The sequence below is a fragment of the Exiguobacterium sp. UBA6309 genome (genome assembly GCF_002439205.1).
Lineage (GTDB): Bacteria > Bacillota > Bacilli > Exiguobacteriales > Exiguobacteriaceae > Exiguobacterium_A.
On the sequence record NZ_DJTL01000008.1, the window covers coordinates 21,365 to 36,476 of the forward strand.

Annotated in this window: 20 protein-coding genes, 3 tRNA genes and 1 riboswitch; of the genes, 18 read left to right on the forward strand and 5 right to left on the reverse strand. The window is 47.1% G+C overall.

From position 1 onward, the window contains the following. Positions 1 to 63: 63 nt before the first annotated feature. Positions 64 to 168, reverse strand: a riboswitch (SAM riboswitch). 69 nt (positions 169 to 237) lie between these two features. Beyond that, on the reverse strand, positions 238 to 1,206 hold the full coding sequence (locus B3M90_RS01120; protein WP_214856628.1) for a metal ABC transporter solute-binding protein, Zn/Mn family: 969 nt from the start codon (positions 1,204 to 1,206) through the stop codon (positions 238 to 240). A 169-nt stretch (positions 1,207 to 1,375) separates the two neighbouring features. On the opposite strand from B3M90_RS01120, the gene B3M90_RS01125 reads away from it, so the two are divergent. Together B3M90_RS01125 and B3M90_RS01130 are read left to right on the forward strand one after the other, a co-directional pair. Continuing rightward, complete coding sequence (locus B3M90_RS01125) at positions 1,376 to 2,365, forward strand: alpha/beta hydrolase (RefSeq protein WP_290782249.1); 990 nt, start codon at positions 1,376 to 1,378, stop codon at positions 2,363 to 2,365. Positions 2,366 to 2,382: 17 nt separating this feature from the next. Continuing rightward, a complete protein-coding gene (locus B3M90_RS01130) occupies positions 2,383 to 2,973 on the forward strand; it encodes a histidine phosphatase family protein (protein WP_290782251.1) in 591 nt (196 codons plus the stop codon). Here the strand turns inward: B3M90_RS01130 and B3M90_RS01135 are convergent. Beyond that, positions 2,970 to 3,461 carry a YwpF family protein gene (locus tag B3M90_RS01135; RefSeq protein ID WP_035412187.1) on the reverse strand — a complete coding sequence of 164 codons (492 nt, stop codon included), beginning with the start codon at positions 3,459 to 3,461 and terminating at the stop codon, positions 2,970 to 2,972. The two genes, B3M90_RS01130 and B3M90_RS01135, sit on opposite strands and share 4 nt — an antisense overlap. A 141-nt stretch (positions 3,462 to 3,602) precedes the next feature. Here B3M90_RS01135 and B3M90_RS01140 point away from each other — a divergent pair, with 141 nt between their 5' ends. Then, on the forward strand, positions 3,603 to 3,929 hold the full coding sequence (locus B3M90_RS01140; RefSeq protein WP_029342848.1) for a hypothetical protein: 327 nt from the start codon (positions 3,603 to 3,605) through the stop codon (positions 3,927 to 3,929). Positions 3,930 to 3,980: 51 nt separating this feature from the next. Here B3M90_RS01140 and B3M90_RS01145 read toward each other — a convergent pair whose 3' ends face one another. Then, complete coding sequence (locus B3M90_RS01145) at positions 3,981 to 5,432, reverse strand: nicotinate phosphoribosyltransferase (RefSeq protein ID WP_035412190.1); 1,452 nt, start codon at positions 5,430 to 5,432, stop codon at positions 3,981 to 3,983. 17 nt (positions 5,433 to 5,449) lie between these two features. Then, complete coding sequence (locus tag B3M90_RS01150; RefSeq protein WP_035412192.1) at positions 5,450 to 5,983, reverse strand: cysteine hydrolase family protein; 534 nt, start codon at positions 5,981 to 5,983, stop codon at positions 5,450 to 5,452. A 162-nt stretch (positions 5,984 to 6,145) separates the two neighbouring features. On the opposite strand from B3M90_RS01150, the gene B3M90_RS01155 reads away from it, so the two are divergent. The 3 genes from B3M90_RS01155 to B3M90_RS01165 are packed head-to-tail and all read left to right on the forward strand — an operon-like array spanning position 6,146 to position 7,194. Further along, positions 6,146 to 6,421, forward strand: coding sequence for a 4a-hydroxytetrahydrobiopterin dehydratase (locus B3M90_RS01155; RefSeq protein WP_035412195.1), 276 nt, complete (start codon positions 6,146 to 6,148; stop codon positions 6,419 to 6,421). Further along, entirely contained in the window at positions 6,411 to 6,911 is a 501-nt protein-coding gene (locus tag B3M90_RS01160) for a hypothetical protein (protein WP_035412198.1), read from the forward strand. The genes B3M90_RS01155 and B3M90_RS01160 overlap by 11 nt, the downstream gene beginning before the upstream one ends. 19 nt (positions 6,912 to 6,930) lie before the next feature. Beyond that, a complete protein-coding gene (locus B3M90_RS01165) occupies positions 6,931 to 7,194 on the forward strand; it encodes a hypothetical protein (protein ID WP_035412200.1) in 264 nt (87 codons plus the stop codon). Positions 7,195 to 7,244: 50 nt separating this feature from the next. Here B3M90_RS01165 and B3M90_RS01170 read toward each other — a convergent pair whose 3' ends face one another. Next, complete coding sequence (locus tag B3M90_RS01170) at positions 7,245 to 7,985, reverse strand: rhomboid family intramembrane serine protease (RefSeq protein WP_290782253.1); 741 nt, start codon at positions 7,983 to 7,985, stop codon at positions 7,245 to 7,247. 68 nt (positions 7,986 to 8,053) lie between these two features. On the opposite strand from B3M90_RS01170, the gene acpS reads away from it, so the two are divergent. The 12 genes from acpS (at position 8,054) to B3M90_RS01230 (ending at position 15,033) form a co-directional block, all read left to right on the forward strand. Continuing rightward, complete coding sequence (gene acpS / locus B3M90_RS01175; RefSeq protein WP_056059916.1) at positions 8,054 to 8,410, forward strand: holo-ACP synthase; 357 nt, start codon at positions 8,054 to 8,056, stop codon at positions 8,408 to 8,410. A gap of 1 nt (position 8,411) precedes the next feature. Beyond that, positions 8,412 to 9,485, forward strand: coding sequence for an alanine racemase (gene alr / locus B3M90_RS01180; protein WP_214856621.1), 1,074 nt, complete (start codon positions 8,412 to 8,414; stop codon positions 9,483 to 9,485). Positions 9,486 to 9,624: 139 nt separating this feature from the next. Next, positions 9,625 to 9,849, forward strand: a complete 225-nt coding sequence (locus B3M90_RS01185) for a hypothetical protein (protein ID WP_023469624.1) — start codon at positions 9,625 to 9,627, stop codon at positions 9,847 to 9,849. A 3-nt stretch (positions 9,850 to 9,852) separates the two neighbouring features. Then, on the forward strand, positions 9,853 to 10,203 hold the full coding sequence (locus B3M90_RS01190; RefSeq protein ID WP_023469623.1) for a type II toxin-antitoxin system PemK/MazF family toxin: 351 nt from the start codon (positions 9,853 to 9,855) through the stop codon (positions 10,201 to 10,203). 193 nt (positions 10,204 to 10,396) lie between these two features. Beyond that, positions 10,397 to 10,723: an STAS domain-containing protein gene (locus tag B3M90_RS01195; RefSeq protein WP_029342841.1), complete on the forward strand. Its 327-nt coding sequence runs from the start codon at positions 10,397 to 10,399 to the stop codon at positions 10,721 to 10,723. After that, positions 10,720 to 11,202 (forward strand): anti-sigma B factor RsbW, encoded by a 483-nt coding sequence (gene rsbW / locus B3M90_RS01200; protein WP_035412210.1) that lies wholly within the window; start codon positions 10,720 to 10,722, stop codon positions 11,200 to 11,202. The genes B3M90_RS01195 and rsbW overlap by 4 nt, the downstream gene beginning before the upstream one ends. Next, on the forward strand, positions 11,168 to 11,965 hold the full coding sequence (sigB, locus tag B3M90_RS01205; protein WP_023469620.1) for an RNA polymerase sigma factor SigB: 798 nt from the start codon (positions 11,168 to 11,170) through the stop codon (positions 11,963 to 11,965). Before rsbW ends, sigB begins: the two co-directional genes overlap by 35 nt. Before the next feature lie 63 nt (positions 11,966 to 12,028). Beyond that, positions 12,029 to 14,149: a Tex family protein gene (locus tag B3M90_RS01210; protein WP_290782256.1), complete on the forward strand. Its 2,121-nt coding sequence runs from the start codon at positions 12,029 to 12,031 to the stop codon at positions 14,147 to 14,149. Further along, positions 14,146 to 14,586, forward strand: a complete 441-nt coding sequence (locus tag B3M90_RS01215) for a SprT family protein (RefSeq protein WP_290753372.1) — start codon at positions 14,146 to 14,148, stop codon at positions 14,584 to 14,586. The genes B3M90_RS01210 and B3M90_RS01215 overlap by 4 nt, the downstream gene beginning before the upstream one ends. 149 nt (positions 14,587 to 14,735) lie before the next feature. Further along, a tRNA-Asn gene (locus B3M90_RS01220) sits at positions 14,736 to 14,810 on the forward strand. 7 nt (positions 14,811 to 14,817) lie between these two features. Further along, positions 14,818 to 14,909, forward strand: a tRNA-Ser gene (locus B3M90_RS01225). A 49-nt stretch (positions 14,910 to 14,958) separates the two neighbouring features. After that, a tRNA-Glu gene (locus B3M90_RS01230) sits at positions 14,959 to 15,033 on the forward strand. Positions 15,034 to 15,112: the final 79 nt, after the last annotated feature.

Consider the following 15,112-nt stretch of genomic DNA (forward strand, 5'->3'; position numbering starts at 1 on the left):
CAAAGATACAAAAAAAGACCCCTTCGCAAGAAAGAAGGAGGTCTTTATGAAATAAAGACGCTCTTCTTATCTCTCAAGCTTTCGCTTGCTGGATTTGGCACAGTACGAATCAAATCGTCCGCTGCCGAAACATCATTGGGCCAGTCCCTCCGTTTCTCGCGATAAAAAGAAGTCATTCAATTGTTGTAAAACACGTTTCTTACCGTACCGCATTGAGTAACGCGTGTCAACTGTACTTTACTGAAGTGCCTGTTCTAACGTCTGGACGTTTTCTTCCATCAACTTAAAATACGAGCTGTTTTGCTGCGATTTCGTCACCGACTCGAGGTTATGGATCGTCACGGATTTAGCTCCGATTTCTTTTTGGATGACACGCGCAACCTTTGGTGAAACCGTTTCTTCGAACGCGACGTATTTCAAATCATGCATCCGCGCTTCTTTCACTAAAGCAGCCAGTTGCTTTTGTGAGGGTTCATCGGAAGGGGAAATTCCGGCGATTGGAAGCTGCGTGAAACCATATCGTTCGGCGAGGTAACCGTAAGCTGCATGTGTGACGAGAAGTTCTTTTTTTGATCCGTCAGCGACGGCTTGCTTGAACTCTTTATCGAGTGCGTCAGCCTGCTGATCGAACGCTTTCAAGTTTTTTTCGAATGTTGCTTTGTCTTTTGGTACTTCTTTTGATAAGGCGACTGTGATAGAACGTGCCATTGCTTTGGCGTTGACAGGATCAAGCCAGACGTGTGGATCGTATTTTCCATGATCGTGTCCTTCCTCTTCGTGCGCCTGCTCATCTTCTGTATGTCCCTCTTCTTCATGTGCGTGAAGCGTAGCATCCGATTCCAGCAAAGTGACATCCTTACTCGTCTCGATGAACCGGACGTCCGTGCCTTTTAGACTCTCTTGGATTTTTTTTGAATAGGGTTCAAGTGTCGTACCCGTCAAAAGGAAAAGGTCACCTTTGGCAATCTCAGTGAGTTGCTTTGACGTCGGTTCATAGGAGTGCGGATCTGCTCCAGGTGGGACGATCATCTTGACGTTGACTTGATTACCACCGATTTCACGGGCAATGGCAGCTGTTGCGAACGTCGATGTATAGATTTCCGTCTTTTTATCATCTGAAGTCGATGAATCGGTGTTTGATCCACAAGCTGCGAGGATACTTGCGCTCGCGAATGCGACCGTTAAAGCAGGAATGATTTTTTTCATTATATGTTACCTCCGTTATTAAAACGTAATTATTCCGATTTGGACTTTTTCACTATAGCGGAACGTTTGAGAAGCGTCAAGTACGAATACCGAGACGTTCGACTTCTTTTAAAACGGGGTAAAAGGATAATAAAGTGAAGGAATTGGTACGTCTTTTGGAGGTGATCAAGTGAAACGTGAAACTGCATGGCTAATGGGGGGAGCTGCACTACTAACGACGGCAGCTGCGGGAGCAAGTATCTGGAACAATTACGGTGCATTACTTCGATGGACTGAACCCGCCTTGCCAATCACAGAAAAACAACTCGCATCGCGGACACTCACTTACAAACAAGTGGGAGACCGTACCTTACAACTCGATCTCTATTATCCGCCGGGGGAAGGACCGTTTCCGGTCGCGATCTACGCGCACGGTGGCGCATTCGTTCGTGGAGAGCGCGAGGATCTGTTCTGTTTTAGCCCGATCGTTGATCGCCTGCTTGAACTTGGGGTTGCTGTTTGTAGTATCGATTATCGTCTGTTTGAAGAAGGCAGTTATTTTCCGGATAATCTCGAAGATGTACGGGATGCCTTATGCTTTTTGAACAAAGAAGCAGATGATCTTCGCATTTTAAGAGGACGGATGATGGTATGGGGAGACTCAGCCGGAGCTGCACTCATGCTGACGACGGCACTTGCCCCATCTGCTTTCGTTGGTGAGCGAGATGAACGACACATGCCATTGATTAGTGGTGTCATTGCCTTATATCCACCGACGAATTTTTTATTGTTTACTTTCATTCAGACCTGGATCGCTCACATTAAGTTTTATAAAGGTGGACGGGAAGAATGGCGCAAGCTCATGACCCACGTTTCACCTGTGACGCATCTCTCGTCAGACGCCCCACCGATCATGCTCCTGCATGGCAAAAAAGATCCAATCGTTCCGTTTTCCCAAGCTCTTCACTTCGTTGAAAAAGGAGCCGATGTCGGAGCTGATGTCCGTTTGTTTTCTTTTCCGAACGGTACCCACTCACTTGCTAGTTTTGCACAGACCGAAAATCCATTGAAAATTGAACGACTTCTCGAACGAATTGAACGCTTCACTTGTCAGGTGTTGTTATTGCCACCGCGACAACTTCCCGATGAAAAACATGATACAATCAGTCATATTTCTTGAATGAAGGAGACAGAGACATGACTGAAATTTGTTTAGTGCGACATGGTCAGACGGATTGGAACTTAAATGAACGAATCCAAGGAAGAGAAGATATCCCGTTGAATGCAACAGGAAAAAGACAAGCGGAACTCAGCGCCGCTTATCTAGCCAATGAAAAGTGGGATGTCTTGCTAGCGAGTCCGTTGTCCCGCGCTGTTGAAACAGCTGAAATCATCGGACGTGCGGTCGGATTGACGATCACAGCGACCGATGAACGACTCGTCGAGCGTGAATTTGGTGCCGCTTCCGGTGAACCGGTTGCGTCGATTTATGAAGCTGTTCAAGCGAACGATACGAAACGTGTTCCAGGTCTTGAAACGGAACAAGCGATTCAGGATCGCGTATTCGAAGCATTACAGGAAGTGACACGAACGTATGAGGGGAAACGAATCTTAATCGTCTGTCACTCGCATACGATCAAAGCAGCCTTATCGTCGATTGATGAGACATTCAGTTACCGGACACCTTTGAAAAATGCGTGTGCGAATTATATCCAATATACGGACCACTATACGATTGATCGAATCAATGTTGCGGATCACATTACGGACGAAGTCGAAAAACCTTAAGAAATCGGTGTTTCTGGATGTTCTGCTAGATACTGTTTAAATGTTTCTTTAGCGATACTCGTGATATGTGCACCGCGTTTTGAACGACGATCCTTGTATTCTTGGACGAGTTCCTCGCCAGCGAATCCATCCTCGACGACTTCACGTAAGATCGATTCGGATAAATCATTCTTCATCATGACCATCTTACCGGTGAAGACATAGGAGACGTGTTCGCTTAAGGCAGTCCGTTCAAGAGGCGTGACGATCATCGCGGCAGGGTCATTATCGGGTCGTGAGATCGTGATTTCAATCAAAGCACGTAAATGTTTTGTGAACAATTCATCGACGATCGGCTGATCGCTCGAAGGAACGACGATTTCTGCGACCCATTGTGCCGTTTGTTCGGTACTGACCGTTAGTCCGTCTTGAATGGCCACGGGAATCGTCGTATCACGTCCTGACTCGTCCATTAAAATGCGTAATGTGCATAATTTAAAGGTTTTCATGAAAAAATGCCCTCCCTTGATCGCTTACGATTTTTCTACAGTATACCGTGAGGAATGTGGGACGGGAAACTTTTCCTGACGAAATTCGTGTGAACTATGTTTAAATAAGACTAGATATTACTAACAGGAGGATCGTTCATTATGCCGCAAGTACTCATTGGAATATTAGGAATCCTGGGTATTGTCTTACTTGCCCACCATATCATCATGTATTGGCATGCTGAACCGACAGACCGCCCGACGCTTGCATATCGCATTGCGCTCCTGATTGCCTGTTTGCTACTCATTAGTGGAAGTGATCATTTAATCAGTATTTTTTACGCGGATTCCTTAGCAGAATTCGGTCAACGCATAACGTATATCGTCTTCATCGGAGGTGCGCTTGGTTTCGCATGGTACTTTCGTAAGAAGATGGAACAAGCGCCAACAGAAATGACACCTGTCGGAAACGAAGCAGGATTAACATGAGAAAAGCGCCGTTCATCCTGAGGGAGGAAGAACGGCGCTTGTTTGTGCGTCTTATTTTAAACCACTCGCGAGTCGTGTTTCCCGAATCATGTCGAGTTTGAGTTTCCAGAGACGGTCACTGAATGTGACGGCATAGATCTCTGGCAAACGGAGACGTTTGTACTCCTCCCAAAGACGACCAATCTGCGTTTCATGGAAGTGACGGATCTCTTCGATCGTTGGAACTGTATAGATTAACTCTCCATCTTTGAAGATCGGTTCAAGCAAACGTTCGACCTTGAACTGCTCCACACGGTTACGGAACGATGGGTCCCGGACGTCGATGAGATCGACGGCTTCAAGTGTCGATGGATCCTCATCCATCAACGTCACGTAATCCCCTTTAAACTTATCCGTCACCGGATCGATGATGCGATAGACTTCCTTGATGTGTGGTGTCGTCGTCTTGGCTTTTGACGAGGACACTTTGATGACAGGCGTGAGTTCGCCGTCTACTTCACGTGCGACCAGTTTATAGACCATTCCGAGAGCGGGTTGCTCGTAAGCTGTAATACCACGTGTTCCGACGAGGAACGTATTCGCTTGGGCGCCTTGGATGCGCAAATCTTGGATGACGTACTCATCGAGATCCCCTGACAAGACGATGTCGACTTCTGGGAAGCCGGCTTCGTCAAGCATGTTACGAGCACGTTTTGACAAATAAGATAAGTCACCAGAATCGATTCGGATTCCGCGCAGTTTATGTCCTTTGGCTTGGAGTTCCTTTGCGACCGTAATGGCATTCGGCAGACCACTCTTGAGTGTGTCATACGTATCGACGAGTAACGTCGATTGATCCGGATAGTGAGAAGCAAATGTCCGGAATGCTGTTAGTTCATCATCATGGAATTGAATGTCGGCATGTTCCATCGTTCCGCCACATGGGATTCCGAAATCGCGTCCTGCTGAAGCAAGACTCGTGACGTCAAAACCAGCGAGGTACGAAGCACGCGTTCCGAAGTAAGCAGCATCGATGCCTTGCGCACGTCGGGCACCGGCTTCAAGAAACTTCGCACGGGGGGCCGATTGACGAATGCGTGCGTATTTCGTCGCGATGAGTGATTCATGGTTCGCGATGTTCAAAATCGCGGTCTGTAAGAGTTTCGCTTCAAAAATTCGTGCCTCGATCCGAATCAATGGTTCGTTCGGGAAGACGATCTCACCTTCTTTGACACTGGAAATCGAACCGTTGAACTTGAATTGACGCAGTTCATCCTTGAATTCATCTGGGAAGCCGATCATCTCTTGCAAGTACGTGATGTCTTCTTCCGTGAAACGGAGTGTTTGAATGTACTCGATGATGTTCTCAAGACCCGCAAAGACGACATACCCTCCTGCAAACGGATTCGAACGGTAGTAGACATCGAAGACGGCACGTTCATTGTGACGTCCTTCTTTCCAGTAGATATACATCCACCGTGGTAAGTATAGATCGGTATGGAGTGCAAGATTACGTTGTAACATAACGGACAAATCCCTTCTTATTCGCCGACGACTTCTGCGCCGATCGATTGTTTAAAGTGTGTAAGCGCCCAGTCGTGACCCGTCGCGTTAAAGCTTGCGACCGCATCGGCATGGACGACGATATGATATCCGAGATTGTAGGCATCAACAGCTGTATGAAGGACACAGATGTCCGTACAGACGCCAACGAGGTGGACTTCGCGGATACCACGTTCACGCAAGCGTAAATCAAGGTCCGTCCCGGCGAACGCACTGTAACGCGTCTTATCAATGATGTGATCAGCGACACGTGCCATGGCTGCGACTTTCCCAAACAAATCACGTCCATGTGTTCCGCGAATATTATGCGGCGGGAAAAGGACAGTTTCCGGATGGAACGTATCACCTTCCTCATGAATATCGTTGGCAATGACGACGTAGTCCTCTGTTGAAAATTCCTCCATCAATGTAGCGATCCGGTCTTCAATCGCCTGTCCTGGTTTTCCACAAGTCAGCTTCCCTTCGTCAGCAACGAAGTCGATCGTGTAATCAATGACAATCAGAGCGCGCATGTGCGTGAGCCCCTTTCGGTTTTGAATTAGTGTTCTCTTTCACATTGTACTCTATCTCACATAGAAGGCGAAAGGAAGAAATCGGATACAAACAGGTATAGAGAAGTAATAGAATGGGGTATAAAGTATAGGACGAAAATGATAGTAGAGGAGGAGAAAGGGATGGCTAGGTTGAATGAGTATGAAGTGGAAGAGCGTCTTGAACGATTGCAGGATTGGAGTATCGTCGATGATGAAATCGTCCGAACGTATACACTTCCATCGTTTCCTGCTGCACTGGATTTCGTACAGGAAGTCGGGAGTATCGCCGAAAACTTGAATCATCATCCACGGATCGTGATTGACTATAAAAACGTCACACTTGCGGCGACGACTCATGATGAAAATGGATTGACGGAAAAAGACTTTCAACTTGCGGAGGCCTGTGATGCCATCTAAACTTTCGATCACATTCGGTAGCGGTTCGTTTGTTGAACAAATTCGTTCTCGGGACGCTCACATTCGTGTTGCTAGCGGAAGCGGTGACGCTATCCTCTGGATAGAGACGGACTCGAAATCACCTTTTCAAAGTGGCAATACCTACACGTTGCTCGAATCACGTGGAAATTTTTCGGATGAAGGCAGTCTCTTCTACTGGTCGATTCCGGCAGATCAAAATAGCGGAGATTTATTCGTACATCAAGTGATGTCGAATCCAAAAGTCATTGGAGCAGAATATGGTGGCTTCCAGGCTTTTCGGATTGGACGTGTCGAGAAGGGGACGGATCTCGTCTTATTGATTCAGTTCCATGAGACAAGCGACGGGGCTCGTTATGCAAAATCAGTTGAACGTCTCACGGTAGACCAGTATGCTGAAGAGGCAGGGAAGTCGTTCGCGCCTTCTCCCGTCATGAAACGGTATCAAATCGTACCACCAACAAATGAGTGAGATGCAGGGGGACTAACAGATGAAGAAGAACTATTTTGTCGTAGCAACACTTGGTGGCGCACTTGTCGGCGCTACTTTATCACTACTGCATAAAGATACGCGTCAAGCGCAGTTCACGGCAGTGAAACGAACATTCAGTGGCGCAGGAACACAATTGTCTGCTGTCAAACAAGATCCGAAAGGACGCTTTGAAGAATTAAAAGCACTTTATACGGATAATCAGGAGACGATCCATAACTTGATTGATGATGTGAAGGACTTGGCAGAAGTTCTACGCAAATAATCAAAAAAAGGACTTACGCATATAGCGTAGTCCTTTTTTTGTATGCTGGTTTACAGGTAACGGAAGAATAATCCGAGTACAGCAAAGGCGATGATGACATAGAAGAAGATACGACCCAACTGCCCAGAACCGCTTACGAAGACAGGACCACCACTTGTCCGACGACCCGTTTGGAACGGACGTGTGAATGGCACGGCGCGGTTGCCGAAGACGAATCCGAAAAGGAATCCGAGGACGAAACCGTACAAGTGACCGAAGACAGCGACGTTCGATCCAAGTAACGTAAAGACTGCCGTGACTGCAGTGAAGATATACACAAGCCGTGTATCGTCTGCCATGATGACCGTCCGTTTGAAGCGACTCAAGTAGACATAAAAACCAAGCAGACCAAGAATGGCGCCAGATGCTCCAGCTTGTCCATAGAATGGTTCATTGATTTTCGTGAAGTACGTCAAGACGTTCGAGAGCGTACCGACGAGCAAATAAAAGGCAGCAAATCGAGTATGCCCGATCATCCGCTCGAGTGGTGGAGCAAAGATGACAAGGGCAAACGTATTGAACGCAATGTGCCAAAAATCATAATGCAAGAACGTGGCCGTGACGACACGCCACCATTCACCTTGCCCGATTAAGAGATTGATTGCTGCGCCTGCACTTAAGGGAGAGAACGTCAGATTAAGGAGTCCACCTAACTGTTCGATGACAAACAGGGCGACTTGGATTAAAATGAACAACGAAACGACCGGATAAGAACGTGTGAACGTTTGTAGATTTTCCGTTCGACTAAACATGACAACACCTCGCTTCATCTTCATTCTATATGAAGATGGCGAAGAATAGAACTGTGGAGGCGTCTCGGATGATTTATGGAATTGGGATCGATTTAGTCGAACTAAATCGAATCGAGCAAACGCTCGAGCGACAGCCACGTTTTGCAGGAAGAATTTTGACGCAGGCAGAACAGGAACGATTTCAATCGCTTTCAGGACACCGGCAAATTGAGTACCTGGCAGGTCGCTTCGCCGCAAAGGAAGCGTTCGTTAAAGCATTTGGAACCGGTGTCGGAAAAGAGGTTTCCTGGCAGGACGTCGAAGTTTTAAACGATGAGACCGGACGACCGATCATGAGCGGACCATTCAATGGCGTCATCCATGTCTCGATTACACATTCAGAGCACTACGCGTCTGCGCAAGTGTTATTAGAGAAGAGGGATTAGGATGTATCGACCAACTTGGATTGAAATCGATCGGGAAGCGATCGCACACAATATACGCGAAATTAAAACACGAATGGGCGAGCAACAGGTGATGGCAGTCGTCAAGGCAGACGGCTATGGTCACGGTGCAGTGACAGTCGCTGAGATTGCCCTTGAAAATGGAGCTGATTTACTCGCTGTTGCGCTCCTTGAAGAAGCGATTGAGTTGCGAGAAGCGGGTATCCAAGCGCCGATCCTGATGCTTGAAGCTTTACTGCCGGAGCATGCGCCAGTCGCTTCGAATTACGATGTCGCCGTTCCTGTCTTTTCAGCCGATTGGCTCCAAGAAGCGAAACGGCATCTGACGGAAATCGATCATCTCCGTTTGCATATCAAGGTCGATACCGGGATGGGGCGACTCGGACTGCAGCATGTCGATGAGTTGAAGCATATTTTGGTTGAGTGTAATGATGATCTTGTCGAACTCGAAGGCATCTATACGCATTTCGCAACCGCTGACGAGCTGAACAGTCGATTGTTCGAACGTCAGCTCGAGACATTTTTATCCTATGTCGCGCTAGTACCGGACATTCGTTACGTACATTGTGCTAATTCAGCGGCAGCGATTCGCTTAGCGGGACAAGCGCCGTTTAACGTCGTTCGGGTCGGTATCGCGTTATATGGGGCGATGCCGTCGGATGAGATGGCAGGACATTATGAATTTTTAAAACCAGCGTTCTCACTGAAAAGTCGTCTGATGCAGGTCAAACAAGTCGAACCGGGTCAGACGATCAGTTACGGAGCGACTTATACGGCACCGACAGATGAATGGATCGGTACCGTTCCGATTGGTTATGCAGATGGTTGGTCACGCAAGTTTCAGGGCTATTCACTGATTGTAGACGGTCTACCGTGCGAAATCGTCGGTCGTGTCTGTATGGATCGCTTGATGATTCGTTTACCGCGAGAATATCCGATTGGAACGGAAGTCATCTTGATTGGAGAAGGGGCACCAATCGAGGAAGCGGCCCATTGGCTCGGGACGATCAACTATGAAGTTCTCTGTCAATTCTCGAAACGTGTTCCGCGTCAGTGATTCGCATAAGACATCAATAAGATGGCAAAAATATGTTATTTGTTTGAATTTTGATTGTATTTTCTGAATTCGACTGATATATTGAAGTAGAAAGTGAGTCGTTCGTTAAGGTTTCAGTGAATCTGGAGGTGCCATTATCTTGGTCCAACAACGGGAAATGCAGTTTGTTGAGCGAAATGTAGCGAAGGAGACGATTGGGATGAAGTCGAATCATACGACCGAAGAACGCAAGCGTCAGCTACGTGAGGAATTGAAGCGTGGTTACGAAGAAATGGCAGCAATCAATTTATCGATCGTAGGCGAAATGTTCCAGATTGAAACGGAGGCGGAGTTCTCACTCCTACGTCAAGTAAGCGGGGTGTAAGCTTTGATAGTCAAACGTGGCGACGTGTTTTATGCAAATTTGTCACCTGTGGTCGGATCGGAACAAGGGGGAGTTCGTCCCGTGCTTGTTCTACAAAATGATATTGGTAACCGATTCAGCCCGACAGTCATCGTGGCTGCGATCACGGCACAGATCGACAAAGCCAAACTACCGACCCATGTGGAAGTATATCGAGAGCGACACGGATTAGAACGTGATTCGGTCATCTTACTTGAGCAAATCCGTACAATTGATAAACGCCGTCTGACGGATAAAGTCACACATCTAGATCCGGACACGATGATGAAAGTAAATAGTGCCGTCGCAATCAGCTTAGGCTTGGTTGATTTTTAGGCACTTACATAGAAGCGCAACACAAGAAGAGTCGATACTAGCGTATACGACTTTTTTTGACCTCTTTTTTTAAAAATGGGTTTCAAAGTTTTCTTTACGGGGAAACATACCCAAGTGACCTTTTTATAAAGGGAAGAGGTAGGATGAATAGCAAGACCACATAGACAGATTTTCCTTGAGGAGGAACTTGAAGATGGATTTAACAATTAAAACAGAGCAGCTTGACGGTCAGACGCATCTTTATATCGCAGGTGAGATTGATACGTATACGGCACCAAAGCTTCGCCAAGAATTAGTCCCAGCAGTCGAAACGAATGATGTCATCGTGCACTTGGATGAAGTTCATTATATGGATTCAACAGGTCTCGGTGTGTTCGTCGGTGCCCTCAAAGCAGCGAAAAAGAACGGAACATCGTTCACGCTCGTTGGCGTCTCTGAACGTATCCGTCGTCTATTCGAGATCACAGGTCTTTCAAGCATCATTACAATTGATAGTGGTGTACGAGGTGGAACGCAATGAAGAACGAACAACTGAACATGACATTACCGGCCAAACCGGAATATGTAGCCATCGCTCGTTTGACGGTTTCAGGCGTCGCGAACCGAATGGGGTATACGTACGATGACATCGAAGATATCAAAATCGCTGTCTCAGAAGCATGTGCAAACGCTGTTCAACATGCGTACGAAGGAAAAGAAGATGGTAGTATCGCCTTGACATGCAACGTCTATCCAGATGATCGTCTTGAGATCATCGTTAAAGATAACGGCATTACGTTTGATAAAGATGAGGTCAAACGCCAAAGTGAGCCGATTACGGACGCACACGATCTCGATTCCTTGCATGAAGGAGGACTCGGTATCTTGATGATCGAAGCATTGATGGATCAAGTAACGATCGAGAAAGCGAACGGCGTCACTGTCCATATGACAAAATATATGAATAGAGATGAGGTGGGTCAAAGTGCCAGCAAAGTCTCAACAACGCCATCACAGTGATGATGAAGTACTTCGACTGATTGATTTGTATCAGCAGGACGACCAAGATGAGGAAGTGCATGCGGCATTACTCGAGCGTTATTCAGACTTGGTAGAAGCTTTGGCCCGAAAGTTCTCGCGTGGTCGACCGATTCATGACGATCTCGTTCAGGTCGGTATGATTGGGTTGCTCGCGGCGCTTCGTCGATTCGATAAGGAATTTGGTCGCAGTTTTGAATCGTTTGCTGTACCGACGATCATCGGTGAAATCAAACGTTTCATCCGCGATAAGACATGGAGCGTCCATGTTCCACGTCGCATTAAGGAACTCGGTCCGAAAATTAAGAAGGCAGTCGAGGAATTGACGACGGAGTTGCAACGTTCTCCGCGTATCGATGAAATTGCTGCTCGCCTTGAAGTATCAGAAGAAGAAGTCCTTGAAACACTCGAGATGGGTAAGAGTTATCAAGCTCTCTCCGTCGATAGCTCGATTGAGGCAGATCAGGAAGGTAGTACCGTTACCTTACTCGACCTCGTTGGTAATCAAGAGAATGGCTATGACTCTGTCGATCAGCGTCTGATTCTTGAAAAGGCATTTGCTGTCTTAACGGACCGCGAGCGTTCGATCCTCGAATGTGCCTATTATCGCAATATGAGTCAAAAAGAAACGGGAGAACTACTCGGCATTTCACAAATGCATGTGTCCCGTCTCCAACGACGTGCTTTGCAGAAGTTACGTGAAGCGATTAAAGTTGAACCAAATGAAGTATTCTCAAAAGACTGACCTCGTGTCAGTCTTTTTTCTTTTCCATGCATTCTTCGGTATAATGAATGAGAGGTGAAGCAGATGGAAAAGAGAATCGCAAGTGAATTGAATGTACGTCCTGCTCAAGTGAAGGCAGTCTTACAATTGACGGAAGAAGGCGGTACGATTCCGTTCATCGCCCGCTACCGAAAAGAACAGACAGGTGAACTCGATGAGGTCGCGATTAAAGCGATCCTCGATCGACATAAACAATTAACACAACTTGAAAGTAGACGAAGTGACGTCCTTGAAAAAATCGAGGAACAAGGTGTACTAACGCCGGAACTCCGTCGAACGCTCAATGAAGCGACGACCTTACAACAAGTCGAAGATATTTACTTACCGTTTCGACCAAAACGTCGGACGAAGGCGGAAATTGCACGGGAAGCAGGGCTTGCGCCACTTGCTGACTGGTTACGCGACAAGTCTGCCTATGATGAGGCAACATTTCAGCGTTTGAGCGGTACACTCGATTCGGAAGAAGCACTTGCTGGAGCTCAATCAATCATCGCTGAGGAGTGGGGCGAACAAGCGACGGTGCGTGAGTTCATACGCAAGCAAATACGTCGTTCAGCAGAAATCGTCACGAAACAGAAAAAGGACGCAGTTGATGAAAAAGGTGTCTTTGCACAGTACTATGATTACAACGAACGGATTCAACAGATTGTTCCGCACCGGATTCTTGCGATCAACCGTGCTGAGTCGTTGAAAATCGTCTCGGTGAAGGTCGTATTAGAGGAACAGCAGGTTTTACCAACGTTACTTCGTTCATATGCACAACTGGCGCCAAAGAAACGTGACATCGTCGAAACGGCAATCACAACGGGGTATAAAAAATCCGTTTTTCCTGCTATCGAACGAGAAATTCGGAACGAACTGACTGAGAAAGCAGAACTTCAGGCGATTGACGTCTTCGGTAAGAACCTCCGTCAACTCTACATGCAGCCACCGATGAAAGGGAAAGTCATGCTTGGTCTTGATCCGGCTTATCGGACGGGGTGTAAGTGGGCGGTCATCGATCCGACGGGTGAGATGAAGGAAGTCGGTGTCATCTACGTGACGATGTCAGAGCAAAAAGCGAAAGAAGCGCGCCAAACCCTTTCAAAGCTCGTCGACACGTATGGTATTGAATTGATTGCGATTGGCAATGGGACGGCTTCGCGGGAAACAGAAGCATTCGTTGCGGATTGGATGAAGGGGCAGAAAGATATTGCCTTTACGATCGTCGACGAGGCAGGGGCAAGTATTTATTCCGCTTCAGAGATTGCCCGAACGGAGTTTCCGGAGCTTCAAGTCGAACAACGATCCGCAATTTCGATCGCACGTCGCTTGCAGGATCCACTGGCAGAACTCGTCAAAGTCGATCCGCAATCTGTTGGTGTCGGTCAATATCAACATGATGTCTCGCAAACGAAATTGAAGGAGACGCTTGATTTTGTCGTCGAAACGGTCGTCAACCAGGTCGGAGTTGATGTCAATACAGCGTCAGAACCGCTTTTGAGTTACGTCGCAGGAATCACGAAAGCGACGGCGAAAAAAATCGTCGAACGTCGCTCGGAACTTGGAACGTTCAAGACGCGTCAGGAATTATTGAAAGTCCCTCGTCTTGGGGCAAAAGCTTATGAACAGGCAGCTGGATTCCTCCGGATCTTAGATGGAACGCATCCGCTCGACCGGACGCCAATCCATCCGGAGCAGTACAAAACAGTCGAAAGGTTATTCAAGACACTAGGTTTAACGCTCGATCAAGTCGGAACGGATGCACTCCGGGAACAATTGTCCACATTGGCATTACCGGAGATGGCACAGACGCTCGAGATCGGAGAGCCAACGTTACGTGACATCATCGAGGCGTTACAACGTCCGGGACGTGACCCGCGAGAAGCACTCGATAAACCGTTACTTCGTCAAGATGTTCTATCGATGGATATGATTCAAGTCGGGATGGAATTCCAAGGGACGATCCGTAATGTTCTTGATTTTGGTGCGTTCGTTGATATCGGGGTGAAAGAGAATGGATTGATCCATATTTCGAAGCTCAGTCGTAAGCGTGTCAAACATCCACTTGATGTTGTCGCTGTCGGGGATATCGTGACGGTATGGGTGACGAATGTTGAACCGGAGCGAGGACGCATTGGTTTGACGCTGGTTCCGCCGAAATGACGAATGAACAATTACAACGATACGTCGAGCAACTTTCGCTCGACGTATTTTCCTTATCGTTTCGACATGAAGCTTATTTTAACCCACGCCTAAAGACGACAGGTGGTCGCTACTTCTTAGGCGATCATCACTTAGACTTCAATAAACGATACATCGATGACATGAAAGTCTTCCGCGGAATTGTGATTCATGAACTGTGTCACTATCATTTACATCTAGCAGGAATGGGACACCGCCATCAAGATCAAGACTTTAAAGAATGGTTAGAGCGTTACGGTGGGCTCCGATACAGTCCGAGAAGACAAGAAGACGAAAAAAAATCCTATCTTTATGAATGTGAGAAATGCAGTACATTATATAGAAGGAAAAGACGCATGAATACGGAAAAGTATCGATGTGGTCGTTGTCGCGGAAAGATTTTTTACAAAAGTAGTTGACGTTCATTTCGGAGCATGATAAATTATAGAAGTCGTCAAAACGACAGCAACTAAACAACTTATCGTCGCTAAAAACTTTTTTAAAAAAGCATTGACGGAAAGAAAAAAAGTTGCTACTATATAAAAGTGTTCCGAACAGAACGTAACGTTCCGCAATAGCTCAGTGGTAGAGCAACCGGCTGTTAACCGGTAGGTCGTAGGTTCAAATCCTACTTGCGGAGCCATTCTTTTGGAGATGTACCCAAGTGGCTATAAGGGGCGCCCCTGCTAAGGGTGTAGGCCGGGAAACTGGTGCGAGGGTTCGAATCCCTCCATCTCCGCCAGACCTCTTATGTGAAAATGTTTCTTGAGAATAATTATTAATTATAAAATGGCCCGTTGGTCAAGCGGTTAAGACACCGCCCTTTCACGGCGGTAACACGGGTTCGAATCCCGGACGGGGCCCCATTATATTTTTTGTGCCGGGGGAGCTCAGCTGGTAGAGCAACTGACTTGTAATCAGTAGGTCGCGGGTTCGACTCCTGTT

Excerpts from the sequence above, each read along its gene's own strand:
- alr (WP_214856621.1), top strand. The coding sequence starts at position 8,412 with ATGTATCGACCAACTTGGATTGAAATCGATCGGGAAGCGATCGCACAC.
- B3M90_RS01135 (WP_035412187.1), bottom strand. The coding sequence starts at position 3,461 with ATGAAAACCTTTAAATTATGCACATTACGCATTTTAATGGACGAGTCA.
- B3M90_RS01130 (WP_290782251.1), top strand. The coding sequence starts at position 2,383 with ATGACTGAAATTTGTTTAGTGCGACATGGTCAGACGGATTGGAACTTA.
- B3M90_RS01210 (WP_290782256.1), top strand. The coding sequence starts at position 12,029 with ATGGAAAAGAGAATCGCAAGTGAATTGAATGTACGTCCTGCTCAAGTG.
- B3M90_RS01195 (WP_029342841.1), top strand. The coding sequence starts at position 10,397 with ATGGATTTAACAATTAAAACAGAGCAGCTTGACGGTCAGACGCATCTT.
- acpS (WP_056059916.1), top strand. The coding sequence starts at position 8,054 with ATGATTTATGGAATTGGGATCGATTTAGTCGAACTAAATCGAATCGAG.
- B3M90_RS01170 (WP_290782253.1), bottom strand. The coding sequence starts at position 7,985 with ATGTTTAGTCGAACGGAAAATCTACAAACGTTCACACGTTCTTATCCG.
- B3M90_RS01155 (WP_035412195.1), top strand. The coding sequence starts at position 6,146 with ATGGCTAGGTTGAATGAGTATGAAGTGGAAGAGCGTCTTGAACGATTG.
- rsbW (WP_035412210.1), top strand. The coding sequence starts at position 10,720 with ATGAAGAACGAACAACTGAACATGACATTACCGGCCAAACCGGAATAT.
- B3M90_RS01165 (WP_035412200.1), top strand. The coding sequence starts at position 6,931 with ATGAAGAAGAACTATTTTGTCGTAGCAACACTTGGTGGCGCACTTGTC.
- B3M90_RS01215 (WP_290753372.1), top strand. The coding sequence starts at position 14,146 with ATGACGAATGAACAATTACAACGATACGTCGAGCAACTTTCGCTCGAC.
- B3M90_RS01120 (WP_214856628.1), bottom strand. The coding sequence starts at position 1,206 with ATGAAAAAAATCATTCCTGCTTTAACGGTCGCATTCGCGAGCGCAAGT.
- B3M90_RS01145 (WP_035412190.1), bottom strand. The coding sequence starts at position 5,432 with ATGTTACAACGTAATCTTGCACTCCATACCGATCTATACTTACCACGG.
- B3M90_RS01150 (WP_035412192.1), bottom strand. The coding sequence starts at position 5,983 with ATGCGCGCTCTGATTGTCATTGATTACACGATCGACTTCGTTGCTGAC.
- B3M90_RS01160 (WP_035412198.1), top strand. The coding sequence starts at position 6,411 with ATGCCATCTAAACTTTCGATCACATTCGGTAGCGGTTCGTTTGTTGAA.
- B3M90_RS01140 (WP_029342848.1), top strand. The coding sequence starts at position 3,603 with ATGCCGCAAGTACTCATTGGAATATTAGGAATCCTGGGTATTGTCTTA.